This window comes from Nostoc sp. (assembly GCF_036917155.1).
Lineage (GTDB): Bacteria > Cyanobacteriota > Cyanobacteriia > Cyanobacteriales > Nostocaceae > Nostoc.
In genome coordinates this window covers 21,695-34,887 of the sequence record NZ_JBALDZ010000245.1, presented here as the reverse complement: position 1 = coordinate 34,887, position 13,193 = coordinate 21,695, and the positions used below count along the sequence as shown (strand labels likewise).

Below are 13,193 nucleotides of genomic sequence, written 5' to 3'. Positions count from 1 at the left end.
ACTCTTGCTCTAAACGGTTAGTCTGGTCAGGTGAAGTCTCCTACAAGCCCCTAGCTTCAGCTATGGGGTTGGTACTCAACTAGAGAACCCTGACACTTCTGGCTCAATACCCAAAGCTCGTAACTGTGTTGCCAACCAGATTTACTTAATTCAAAGTTTGTTTTACCGATTCTTTTGCACACCCACTCTACACAAGCTGGTACAATGGCACCAGTATCGGACACAACTGTTACGAACAAAACGACCAGTTCTAATCGCCTCATCAAGCGATTGGTACTGTTCTTTTGTTCCTTCCAATTTTGCCTCAAATACCAGCATCATTACGTTGAATACACTAACATAATTATATCACAAGAGACATATCACTGCGAATAAATTCGCCCGTGTCTAGCCCCCATAAATAGAATTTAGGGGCTTTCCCGGCACGGATAACTTGGTAAGGTGGGGTTATTAACTATCTTTGCGTTCTAAATTAAAGTAATTGGTGGGCATTGCCCACCCTACTTAGACAAATTCTCTAGTTTACTAAGACTTTGGTTTATAAGTTGAAGCAACGTGCAATTCTTTCAACTGTTTAGCATCTACACTCGAAGGTGCATCTGTTAACAAACAACGTGCTTGTTGTGTCTTCGGAAAAGCAATGACATCTCGAATAGATTCTTCTCCAGCTAGCAACATTACCAAACGATCTAAACCGTAGGCGATGCCACCATGCGGCGGTGTACCATATTCAAATGCTTCTAACAGAAAGCCAAATTTACTTTGTGCTTCTTCAGGAGATAAACCAATGGCTTCAAAGACTTGCTGTTGAATTTCTCGCTGATAAATCCGCAGACTTCCGCCGCCAACTTCTACGCCGTTGAGTATCAAGTCGTAAGCTTGGGCGCGTGCAGTCTTTAAGTCGCTCAAATCATCAGGATGTGGTGCTGTAAATGGGTGGTGCAATGCTTCTAGACGCTTTTCGTCAGCATTCCACTCGAACATCGGGAAATCTGTAATCCACAGCAAGTTGATTTTTTCTGGATCAATTAAGTTGAACTCTTTAGCGATCGCTTGCCGTAATCTATCTAAAGTTTTGTTAACTGTAGCAGCATCACCAGCCCCAAACAACAGCAGATGTCCAGCTTTTGCACCTGTGCGGCGTAAAATTTCTTGTTTTTGTTCTTCGCTTAAGTTGTCTTTTATCGCCCCAATGGTATCAATTTCGCCATCATCCCTGACGCGGATATACGCTAAACCTCTAGCACCGGCTTCGCTAGCTTCTTTAAATAAGTCGCCGCCTGGTTTAATGCGGACATTGGAAATTACATCGTTACCGTTGGGAATGGGGAGGATTTTGACGATACCACCATTAGTAACAGTGTCCCGAAAGACTTTGAAACCAGAGTCTTTCACTATATCTGAGACATCAACTAATTCCAAACCATAGCGGGTATCTGGTTTATCACTACCATAACGTTCCATCCCTTCAGCGTAGGTGAGACGCGGGAAAGGGCGCTGTAACTCAATGCCTTTAACGGTTTTGAAGATATGGCAAACTAAGTTCTCGTTTAGTTCGATAATTTCTTCTTGGGACATGAAGCTCATTTCCATGTCCAATTGGGTGAATTCCGGTTGTCTGTCGGCGCGTAAGTCTTCATCACGAAAGCAACGGGCAATCTGATAATATCTATCTAAGCCCGATACCATCAGCAATTGTTTAAATAGCTGGGGTGATTGCGGCAAAGCATACCACTCACCTGGATTGACGCGACTGGGTAGAACATAATCCCGCGCCCCTTCTGGGGTAGAACGGGTAAGTATTGGGGTTTCGACTTCAATAAAACCTTCCAAATCTTCCAAATAACGACGCATGGCTTTGACAATTTGATGACGCAGCTGCAAATTTTGCGCCATGCGATCGCGTCGCAAATCCAAATAGCGATATTTCAACCGCAAGTCTTCCCGCACTGTCTCGGTATCAGCTACAGAAACTTGGAAAGGTAACTGTTTGCGGACAGCATTGAGGAGTTTAATTTGATCGGCGTAGATTTCTACCTCGCCTGTTGGGATGCGGATATTCAGCGATTCTTCGGGACGTTGCGTTACCCTACCAGTGATTTCGACAACATATTCATTTCGCAGGGCGTTTGCATATTCGTAAGAATCTGGGGTGCGTTGCGGATCGCTGACGATTTGGACGATTCCAGAGCGATCGCGTAAATCTAAAAATATCACACCACCGTGATCGCGGCGACGGTCTACCCATCCGTAAAAGGTAACTGTTTCTCCAATATGTTCTTTTCGGAGTTCGCCGCAATAATGAGTTCGCATAAGTGTTAATTATTGTTTCCTGGGCTAGATTGGGAAGAAAATGTCAAAGCCTTCCCATTATCTAGCATCAATAGTAATTGTAGTAGTTCTGGTGAAATAAAAAATCAAATAATCTCACACTATATATAGTCATACTTCCTACGGGAAGTGCTGTACTTTCAAGGATTTTTGTGTGAACCTTATGTAATTCCCGATGCACAAGACATTTCCCAGTATGGCGGCTGGCGCAATTATCTTGCTAGTTGGGGTAAGACTAGCTAGGTAGAGGGCAAGAGGCAGAAGGCAGAAGGGTTAATTCAGTGGGGTCTTAAACCCAAGATCCGTATGGTCGCAGTCGGAAGTAGATGGCGCAGCGGTAGCGAGTCCGCGTATCCTTACAGAGAAGCAAGCTACGCTTTTAGCGTCTGTCTGCGACACGCTGCGCGAACGTAGAGAGTGTCGGGCAGTATTCCTCCTGCCTCCTGCACCCTGTCTCTTGGCTCCTCATACAAATAGTTGCGTAAACTCATATATCAAATCCACCCTACCCTTACGTAACATGGCTGGATCTAATCTTTCAGTAGTGTTGCAAGTCATCAAGATAACTAACCGTTGCTGCATTTGAATACCAGAGTCATCAATTACACTCTGATACAAAGTGCCATCTAGCAAACTGAGAATGTGTTCGGTTTTATTATTGTATTGGGCTACTTCCGATGCACGATTTTGCGCTAGATTATCAGCTTCGTTAATAACGATACAAATACGCTCTATATAAGTCGGTGGGACAAAGTTAGCGATCGCATCATGATCTAAAATAAAAATTACATACCCTAAAGGTACAAGAATTTCTTTTGCTACAGCCTGTGTCCAGACTGTTTTACCAGTACCCGGCTGCCCATGCACAACAACCGCTAACTGATTTTGATTCAGAATCGCTTGCTGTACAGAATCAGTAAAGTTTTGGATATCTGCGGGAAATGTCCGAATCGCAAATTGACTATGAACTTTGCCTACACGACTTTGATATCCACTCAGCATCACTGCTAAGTCGTAAGTCGCTTTGTTAATTAGTGGCGCGAGATTTCTCGCCATTAAAGTATATTGTCGTCGCCCGCGATCGTAGGGATCAATTTGTAACCAAATATCATATTTAGACCAGTAAGCATAAACAGTATTGATAACGTCTAAGCGTTCCCAGCTAACAAATTTATCTATAGGTAAATAAAAATCTCTTTCTGAATAATACTGAGTAATAATATCGGGACTACCCAACACACCTAAAACTCGCAGTACAGTAATTTCTTGCAGTCGGTTAAGAACATAATCAATAGGAATACTACTACGACTTACAAATTGAACAATGGGTGTTTCAGTACTCAAAACATCTTTGTAGCGATGATCTGGTGAGTCGGGATCTGGTGTGATGTAATTCCAAAACTTTTCAACTTCGTAGCGGGTATTATCAGATACAATACTTAATAAATTAGCCCACCAAGCATAATTATTTCTTCCTAAAATATCAGCGACATTACTCGCTAAATTCAAACTTTTTTGACTTAATTCGCGCGAGTCACTGTGCAATAGTTGCCACAAAAACCCCCAGTCTAATTCTCGATTAAATGGTCGCCAACCACAAGCAAGCAAGCTTTGCCTGGTATTATTTGTAGGAGTGCCGTCATTGCTTCTAAAATAATCAAAATCCATATTTATGCAGCGTTAATCGAGTTATTTTGTGTGAAGTAGGATATTTTGAAAAATTTTTATCGTGATATCAACTAATTACGTACAAACGGTAATTTTATCTCCACTTTGCTGTACTGGCTAGGAAGTCTTTTTATTTTTAATTTAACTCATTCTTTATGTATTATACTATAATACAGGACGACTACCTGCGTCAACTTTTTTGACAGAGCAATTGGTGAGTGGGGGTTTAGTTTTAGCTATTGATGTACCTACACTACTTATCCATCTCTACATAAGGACTAATATCAATCTCTGTATAATTGCTCACAAGATAAAGCACCTAAGCCGATGTTTGGCTGATGCCAAAGTTCTTCTTCCTGCTGACTGGATTTGTGGTAAAAGCTTTAACCCTTAAAATAGAACCGAAGAAAGCCTTTACCAAAAAAGCAAAAGTAAAAAGTAAAAAGGCACTCATAAAGAAAAATGGTCAAGAGCAAGTAAATTTATTTATGGAACGAAGTAAAAACATTTGTTACTCTCCGAGAAGCCGCTGGGCGTCTACGAGACACGACATGCTGTGAAACAATACGTCCTTATAAAATCCCCTAAATTTATTTATGGGGATTATCTTTTACTTTTTACTTTTTACCTACTTAATCAAGTCGAGTATTTGCCATTAATTTCTATGTAGCCTTCTGAAAGATCGCAACCCCATACAGTCGCAGAGGCTTCGCCAATATTGAGGCTAACATGAATATCTACTTGATCTTTTGACATAATTTGCCGCAACTGTTCCAGATTTTCATTAGTTAAGCTATTAGGATAAACTTTCACATTATCAAAACTAATAACAACTAGTTCTGGATTTATCTGCTGTTCGTCTTCACATTTGCCTATAGCCATAGCAACTCTTCCCCAATTAGGATCTGCTCCATAGACGGCGGTTTTTACTAATGGTGAATTCACAATTGCTTTAGCTACTTTTTTAGCTTGTGCATAGTTAATCGCCGAATCGACAGTTACCTCAATAATTTTGGTAGCACCTTCTGCATCTCGTGCAATTTTCAGTACTAATTCTTGTGCAACTTCTTGCAATGCAATTGCAAAATCTGATTCTGAAACTTCACCAGCTAAACCGTTAGCTAGAATCACGGCAGAGTCACTAGTAGAAGTGTCAGTGTCTACACTCAGGCAGTTAAAGGTTTTATCTATAGTAGAGCGAAAAATAGAACGAAGGCTATTTGCGGAAATTGCCGCATCAGTAAAAAAGAAAGTTAGGAGGGTAGCCATATTCGGCTCAATCATGCCAACACCTTTGGCAATTCCTACTAGTGTGGCATTTCCTATTTGTCGTGTAACTAGTTTCGCTACTGTATCGGTGGTCATAATACCACGGGCTGCGGCATGAAAATCAGCTTCAGTTAATTTTTTTCCCAATCCTAATAAACCTGTTCTGATTTTTTCAATTGGGTAACGTCTGCCAATTACACCTGTAGAAGCGAGCGCAATATTATGTGCAGCAATTCCAGTTTCAGTTGCAACTAATTGTAGAACTTCTTGAGCATCAGCGATGCCAACAGAACCATTAGCGACATTTGCATTCTTAGATATAACGACAATTGCTTGTGCTTGTGAATCTTTTAAGTTATCGCGGCTAAGAGTAACACTTGGGCCAGCAAAAAGACTTTGAGTGAAAACTCCATCAGCAACACAAGGAACTGATGATTTAATAAATACAAAATCATCTGTTGTATCTCGGATTCCCAAATTAGTAATAAATGCACTAAAACCTTGAGGTGTGGAAGATATTGTTGATGACATTTTTCTGGATTTAATAATTTGCTTTAATTATCTCATATCCCCACCCTCACCCAACAATTTTGGATTTTTTGAGTGCTATAAATCATTTAATGTGAGGATGAATGTTGTCCATCCATTGCTACTTTCTACTCGAATATTTCCTTGCAATTGTTCGATTATTTTCTGTACTATAGGTAAACCTAACCCCGAACCACCTTGATTCCAGATATCTGCATTGGGGACGCGATAAAATTTCTCAAAGATTCGTGGTAACTCCGTCACTGAGATTTCTGCTGAATTACTAATAGTAATAATAGTTTTTGCGGGCGCTTCTGAGGAGTTGTGACTTACATTTAGGATAATTTCACCACCGGCAGGTGTGTATTTACAGGCATTATTGATCAACTCTACTAAGATTCGTTCCAAGCTAATACCATCTGAAAATAGCGGTGGGAGATTTGCAGGGAGATTTAACTGTAGAGTTTGCTGATGTTCTTGAACACGGATTTGAAACGGCTCAATCACCCAATTTAACCACTGTTGTAGGAGTAAGGCATCAGGTGTAATAACTCGATAGGATGAGCTTTCTAGCCGTTGTAAGTCTAGTAGATCGTTTATTAATCCTAGCTCGCGATCGCACTCGCTTTCCATCAGTTCTAAATAACGTTGAGCTTCCTCAGTACTGGTAGATACTTGTATCATTTGAATCATCAACTTGATGTTACTCAGAGGCGATCGCAATTCGTGGGTAACTAAATTCAAAAAGTCATTTTTGAGTTGATTTATCTCCTCCCATTGCACGACAAGTTGCTCTTGCTCAATTTGCTTTTGACGCGCCTCAATCGCTTGTTTGCGCTCAGTAATATCTCGAAACACTAACACTGCGCCTGTAATATTATCTTTGTCATCTTTAATTGGTGCAGCACTGTCATCAATTGGTATTTCTACACCGTCTTTAGTAATCAAAATAGTTTCTGCGGGGAGACTGACGATAATACCATCTTGTAGAACTTTGATAATCGGACTTTCAATCGGGTTATGAGTTTCTCCATTGGCTATATTAAATACTTCTGATGAATTTCTACCAAAAGCTTCTTCTTGTTTCCATCCAGTCAGGTTTTCAGCAACCGGATTCATAAAAGTTATCAATTCTTGCAGATCGCTAGCAATCACACCATCGCTGATACTTCTTAAAAGTGCATCTAGCCATTTTTGATTAACTTTTAATTGTCTTTCTAAACCATGTTTAATCAGAGTTATTTCAATATTTGTTTGTAGTTCTTTCTCTTTGAAAGGTTTGAGTAGATAGCCAAATGGCTCAGTTATCTTGGCTCGCTCTAATGTGTTATCATCTGCATAAGCAGTCAAATAAATTACTGGAATATCCAAATTCTTATAGATTTCTTGAGCAGCTTCTATTCCGTCCATTGAACCTTTGAGCTTAATATCCATCAGCACTAAATCTGGCGATATTTCTACTGCTTTATTAATTGCTTCTTCTCCTGAAGAAGCGATCACAGGAACTATATAACCAAATTTTATCAGTCGATATTGTAAATCTTTCGCAACAATAGCTTCATCTTCCACGACTAATATTTTTGCATTTGTCATATTTTAGTTATTTTATATTAATGTAAATGTCAGATGAAACTCCACTCCCATAGCACCTTGGATATTGATATTTCCTGAAATTTGATTGGTTAAAGCATCTACTAGCAGCCAACCTAAAGAGGCTAGATTTTTGAAATTAAAGTTTGATGGTAAACCAATTCCATCATCACTAACTACAAGTATAACCTGATTTTTATGGTCTTCTTTAAGATTGATAGAAATCGTACCATTTCTACCTGTTGGAAATGCATATTTTAATGAGTTGGATACAAGCTCATGGATAATTAAGCTACAAGGAATTGCTGTATCTAAGCCGAGAAATACGCGATCGTCGATATTTATTTTCAGAGCGATCGCATCTTCATTGACTTCATAAGCAGCAAATAAACTTGCTATCAAATCTCGAATATATTCACCAAAATTAATCTTTGCTAGGTCTTGAGATTGATACAATTTTTCGTGAACTAGAGCCATTGATTCAATCCGCTGCTGGCTTTGTCGGAATATTATCAAATCGTGTTCGTCTTTAATATAAGCAGATTGCAAGTTTAGCAGACTGGAAATAACCTGTAAGTTATTTTTGACACGATGGTAAATTTCTTTTAATAACACCTCTTTTTCCAACAGTGATGCTTGAATTTGCTCCTCCCACTGTTGGCGCTCGCGCAGCGCGGCTTGCCGTTCGCTAATATCTTCGATCACAGAAATAAAATACTTTGGCTCTCCAGAAAGTTCACGCATTAAAGACACAGTGACATTAACCCAAACAATGGAACTATCTTTGCGGAAATAGCGCTTTTCTATAGAATTAGTTTGAATATTATCTGCTAGAATCTGGTCAACATATTCTAGATCGATGTTCAGATCGTCAGGGTGAGTAATATCTTGGAAAGTTAGCAACTGTAGTTCTTCGGGTGTATAACCGAGAATATTACAAAGCCTCTGGTTAACTAACAACCAGCTTCCATCTATTGCTACATGGGCAATGCCAATAGCAGCTTGATGGAATGTAGCACGAAATCGCTGTTCGCTCTCTCGCAATGCTTGTTCTATTCGCTGGCGCTCTGTAATTTCTGCCTGTAGTGATTCGTTGATTCTTGTTAACTCTGCTGTCCGTTCCTCAACCTTGCTTTCTAGTTGCTCCAGCAAGTTACTTAGTGCCTCCTCTGCTTGTTTCCGCTCAGTGATATCTTTTTGTGTACCTGTCATCCGCAGTACGTTACCATCTTCATCCCATAGCGCTTGACCCCGATCCAAAATCCATTTATAAGTACTGTCTTTACATTTGATTCGATACTCGGTGATATAAAACGACTTTTTATGAGCAAAATGATCTTGAACTGCTTGTGTCACCCATTCAAGATCATCTGGATGCACTCGTGTTACCCATTCATCTAAATGGTTAGAAACATCTTGGTCTTCGTAACCGAGCATTTCTTTCCAACGAGGTGAGAAAAAAACTTGATTGGTTTTAACATTCCAGTCCCAAATTCCATCATTATTGCCGCGTAAAGCTAATTGCCAGCGTTGTTCACTTTCTCTCAACACCTCTTCAGTTCGTATACGTTCAGCAATTTCCTTTGCTAGTTGGCAATTTGCACCTTCTAGTTGAGCAGGACTCGGTAGAGCGAGTATCTGGGGCATTAATAGCACAAGTTCTATAGCCGTCAATACGGAGACAAAAGCGGTGATAGCTTTGAGTAAACCTGATAGCCAATAAGTAGGATACCAAAGCGTCCATACATCCATTAGATGGTTTGTACCACAAGCAACGATGAATATGCCAAACATTAGGAATATCCAGCTGAAAGGCACATCTCGCCGTTTATGGACAAAATAGACCAACATTACTGGAATTGAATAATAAGCCAGTCCAGTTAACACATCCGAAATTAGATGCAACCATACCAATTCTGGTTTCCAAAGATAGCAGTGACCGTGGGGAATGAATTGGCTAGTAGAGAAAAAATTACTTAAAAAGTCCATCATAAAAACCTATACATTGCACAAGTCTTCACTAAAGCCTGAAGTGCGAAGGAAGAGGTTTTTAGCCTAAGACCTTTGTAGACGCGCATACGCCTATAAGGTGGCATATTCTAAAGGAGAACACCTCCAGCGTTCGTCAGAGTTTTACCGTAGTAGCCATAGGCTAGGATCGAGTAGCGGCTAGGGCTTCTACATCCTTTACCTGTCATACGTTCTGAGTTTTTTAACCTGATAATATAAGATTTATTGAACTTAAAGTACCGCGATCGCTTTGGTTATTGTTACCGTATATTCTCTGAAATGAACCACTTGTATATTATATATAAACCTCCAAAAATCACAGTAATATTTCGCTCATATAACGTAATTATTATTGAGCTTAATGCGTAAATCTACGCATTAAGCCACTTTCAGAAATGCTTGGTACTCTCTTGGTGTTTACTTGCACGTAACGTCAAATGCACGGCCCGACACCTTTGGGATATTATCTTAAGACTTTGAAAACACACCCTAGCTAAGTATTTGAGGAACTGGCTTGATTAAGAAGGTCAATTGCATCTTGGTCAAGGTTAAGATTGACAGCTTTAATGATATCGTTGAGCTGCTCAACCTTTGTTGCACTAACAATGGGAGCAGTAATGGTCGGATTAGCAATCAACCACGCCAGAGAAACTTGGGTGGGAGTAGAATTATAAGTGTTTGCCACCCGATCAATTGCCTCTAGAATTCGGAAACCACGAGGATTTAAATATCTTTTTACAGAATTACCACGGAGACTAATAGACAAATCTTTTTCTGAGCGATATTTACCAGAGAGAAAGCCACTGCACAGAGAGGAATAGCTAATCACACCAATTCCTTGTTCTTGGGAAATTTTTTGTAAATCTTGTTCATAACCATCTCGGTCATACAAGTTATAACGAGGCTGAAGGCTTTCGTAGCGAGGATAGTTATACTGACGGCTGATTTCTAATGCTTGTAAGAGACGCTCTGCACTATAATTTGAAGCACCAATCGCACGTACTTTTCCCTGACGAATCAATTCTCCGTATGTTTCAAGAGTTTCTTCGAGTGGAGTAGCTTCATCGTCAATATGTGATTGATATAGATCAATATAATCAGTTTGTAACCTTTGCAATGAGTCTTCAACAGCTTGTTGGATGTGTTTACGAGAAAGCCCTTTGCCTTTAACGCCCATATCGTTGCCAACCTTAGTAGCAATCACCACTTGCTCGCGATTACCACGCTGCTTAAGCCATTTTCCTAAAATTGCCTCAGACTCTCCACCTTGATTTCCACCGAACCACTTGGAATAGACATCGGCTGTGTCAATAAAATTACCTCCAGCCGCTATAAAGTTATCTAAAATTTCAAATGAAGTATTTTCATCAATTGTCCACCCAAACACATTGCCACCAAAGGATAGTGGTGATACTTCTAGTCCTGAATGTCCAAGTTTACGTCTTTTTGTAATGACCATGAGTTTTTTCTCAAGATAGTTTTAGAATTACTTGTGCCAACTATTACTAATTGAAATGAAAAATACAGTACCCTATTAAAATTACGATAAACCTATCGATAAATAGTGGTTAAAGATATAAATGCAGAGTATCATGAAAAATAATCCAAATTCAAAATTGCATTTTATGCAGAGACGCAATTTTACTCGCATCTCTACAATCTCTTTCTATGACTTTTATTCAGCGTTCACAAATTCCAAATACCCACTGCTAAGTTCTTTCACCGCCAAGTCATAAAATTGCTTACCATGTTCAAGCGTTGCTAAACCCGGATTTGAACCCATGCGTCCATCTGGATAACGCACTCGAAAGTCAGCAGCGCTATAAATCCGATGTCCCCTTGCAACTTCTGGTGAAAGGTATGCTTGCTTAATCGCCTCTGGATAAAGATACTGAGTGACGGCTACTTCACTTGGCGTTGCATGAGAACCTTCTTGATCCCCATATAATTCTTTAGCTAGCTTATATACAGAACCGCACATAAACCAGTTTGCCACTTGACATTGCACCTGTTGAGCATTGGCAATCTGCAAATCTTCTAAATGCGCGTAAGTTTCTGAGAAAGCCGCTTTCAGGGTGGCGATATTACCACCATGTCCGTTGATAAAGTAGAACTTGCTAAAACCAGCTTTAGCTAAACAAGTTACATAATCTCGCACTACTTGAATTAAAGTGCTGGGACGCAGACTGATTGAGCCAGGAAAAGCAGTATGGTGCAGTGCCATCCCCACATTGATTGTAGGGCCAATGATCGCTCCAGTTATATCACCTACACCAGCTGCGATCGCTTCTGCACAAATAGCATCAGTACCAATTAACCCCGTTGGCCCATGTTGTTCTGTGGAACCAATAGGGAAAATAATACCCTTTGACTGCTGTAAATAAGCTTCGACTTCTTGCCAAGTACTTAAATGCAGTAACATTTTTGACGATTTTCCTTAATGAAATAATCTCTGATGCACCCGATTTACGAAAAAGATAAGGTTCAAAGCCGTACTTCGTCCCGCTACGCGCTTTCGCCCGCAAGTGGCGCGATAGCTCCCTTGCTCCCTAGCTTCCTTGGTTGAAGCCCCACCCGCAAGTGGCGTGGTTTTTCTCCTCTGCTCCTCTGCTCCTCTGCTTTTTCACTCTTGCCCACTTACTTAGTTTAAATATACTAAAAAGGACGAATGTTAAAAAGCTAGCAGAAAATTAGAAAAAGTAGGTTAAAAGTACTATTGTTACCTCATTCTCAACACTTGAGCAAAAATATCAACGTATCCAAAAGGAGTTAATGGCTGGGGCGATCGCTCTCGGCGGTGTTTTCTTTATTGGTACTTTGTGGTACTGGTTAGTGGAAGGCTGGTCATGGGAAGATGCGGCTTACATGACAGTTATCACTTTAGCGACTGTAGGATATGGAGAAACTCACCCACTAGGTAGCCGAGGACGGTTGTTTACAATTGCTCTAATTTTGTTGGGTGTAGTCAATATCGGTTACATTGTCAACAGATTTACAGAAGCGATCATTCAAGGCTACTTTCAAGAAGGAATTCGGCTACAGCAACAGAGGCGGTTAATGGAATCTCTAACAGAACATTACATCATCTGTGGATTTAGTCGGACTGGTCGTCAAATTGCCAAGGAATTTCAGGCAGAAAGTGTACCTTTTGTGGTGATTGATTCGGATATGGAATCTGTACAAAGGGCGCAGACGGAAGGTTACACAGCATACCAAGGTGACGCGACTCTAGATGACACACTCTTAGAAGTTGGCATTGAACGGGCGATGTGTATCGTTGCAGCCCTTCCTTCTGATGCCGAAAATTTATACATTGTACTGTCAGCAAAAACACTTAATTCGGGAATTCGGGTAATTGCACGGGCAAGTACAGAAGAAGCTTTGCAGAAGTTACGACGCGGTGGTGCAGATGAAGTAATATCTCCCTATATCACTGGTGGAAAACGCATGGCTGCTGCGGCTCTCAGACCCCAAGTGTTAGATTTTGTAGACGGGATTTTGACAGGTGCAGACCGTCAGTTGTATATGGAAGAATTTTTACTCGATCCAGCTTTTTGTCCCTTTGTGGGTCAGAGTTTGCAAAAGGCGAGATTGCGATCGCAATCTGGGGCATTAGTCCTGGCAATTCGCCGCCTTGATGGGACTCTCATCGGTGGCCCCACTGGCGATACGGTGTTAATGTCAGGAGATCGGCTAATTGGTATGGGTACAGCAGAACAGTTACGGAGTCTGAATCAAATTCTCGGCCCTATTAATTCCAAGAAACTGCGGCGACCGAAAAATAGTTGAGGGCAGAT

General features: G+C 40.5%; 9 protein-coding genes and 2 pseudogenes. 2 read left to right on the top strand and 9 right to left on the bottom strand.

The window, feature by feature from the left end; translation table 11 throughout:
- Positions 1-525: 525 nt before the first annotated feature.
- The gene (gene aspS / locus V7K67_RS33200; protein WP_334730763.1) at positions 526-2,313 is read right to left on the bottom strand and encodes an aspartate--tRNA ligase; all 1,788 of its coding nucleotides are present in this window, start codon (positions 2,311-2,313) and stop codon (positions 526-528) included.
- Positions 2,314-2,460: 147 nt separating this feature from the next.
- Here aspS and V7K67_RS34700 point away from each other — a divergent pair, with 147 nt between their 5' ends.
- A complete protein-coding gene (locus V7K67_RS34700; RefSeq protein WP_442943991.1) occupies positions 2,461-2,574 on the top strand; it encodes an allophanate hydrolase-related protein in 114 nt (37 codons plus the stop codon).
- Positions 2,575-2,796: 222 nt separating this feature from the next.
- Here the strand turns inward: V7K67_RS34700 and V7K67_RS33195 are convergent, their stop codons facing one another.
- From V7K67_RS33195 to V7K67_RS33170, 8 genes and pseudogenes are all read right to left on the bottom strand, one after another.
- Positions 2,797-3,999, bottom strand: coding sequence for an AAA family ATPase (locus V7K67_RS33195; RefSeq protein ID WP_334730762.1), 1,203 nt, complete (start codon positions 3,997-3,999; stop codon positions 2,797-2,799).
- Between the two features lie 636 nt (positions 4,000-4,635).
- Complete coding sequence (gene argJ / locus V7K67_RS33190) at positions 4,636-5,799, bottom strand: bifunctional glutamate N-acetyltransferase/amino-acid acetyltransferase ArgJ (RefSeq protein WP_334730760.1); 1,164 nt, start codon at positions 5,797-5,799, stop codon at positions 4,636-4,638.
- Positions 5,800-5,874: 75 nt separating this feature from the next.
- The gene (locus tag V7K67_RS33185; RefSeq protein ID WP_334730759.1) at positions 5,875-7,389 is read right to left on the bottom strand and encodes a hybrid sensor histidine kinase/response regulator; all 1,515 of its coding nucleotides are present in this window, start codon (positions 7,387-7,389) and stop codon (positions 5,875-5,877) included.
- A gap of 12 nt (positions 7,390-7,401) precedes the next feature.
- Entirely contained in the window at positions 7,402-8,001 is a 600-nt protein-coding gene (locus tag V7K67_RS34695; protein ID WP_442943993.1) for a sensor histidine kinase, read from the bottom strand.
- Positions 8,002-8,067: 66 nt separating this feature from the next.
- Positions 8,068-8,415: pseudogene (locus V7K67_RS34690) on the bottom strand (PAS domain S-box protein); the annotation flags it as partial.
- Positions 8,416-8,520: 105 nt separating this feature from the next.
- Positions 8,521-9,378 (bottom strand): annotated as a pseudogene (locus tag V7K67_RS34685) (PAS domain-containing protein); the annotation flags it as partial.
- A gap of 511 nt (positions 9,379-9,889) precedes the next feature.
- The gene (locus V7K67_RS33175) at positions 9,890-10,855 is read right to left on the bottom strand and encodes an aldo/keto reductase (RefSeq protein WP_334730757.1); all 966 of its coding nucleotides are present in this window, start codon (positions 10,853-10,855) and stop codon (positions 9,890-9,892) included.
- Between the two features lie 216 nt (positions 10,856-11,071).
- Positions 11,072-11,818, bottom strand: a complete 747-nt coding sequence (locus V7K67_RS33170; RefSeq protein WP_334730756.1) for a creatininase family protein — start codon at positions 11,816-11,818, stop codon at positions 11,072-11,074.
- Positions 11,819-12,168: 350 nt separating this feature from the next.
- Here V7K67_RS33170 and V7K67_RS33165 point away from each other — a divergent pair, with 350 nt between their 5' ends.
- Entirely contained in the window at positions 12,169-13,185 is a 1,017-nt protein-coding gene (locus V7K67_RS33165; protein WP_334730755.1) for a potassium channel family protein, read from the top strand.
- The last annotated feature ends 8 nt before the right edge of the window (positions 13,186-13,193 follow it).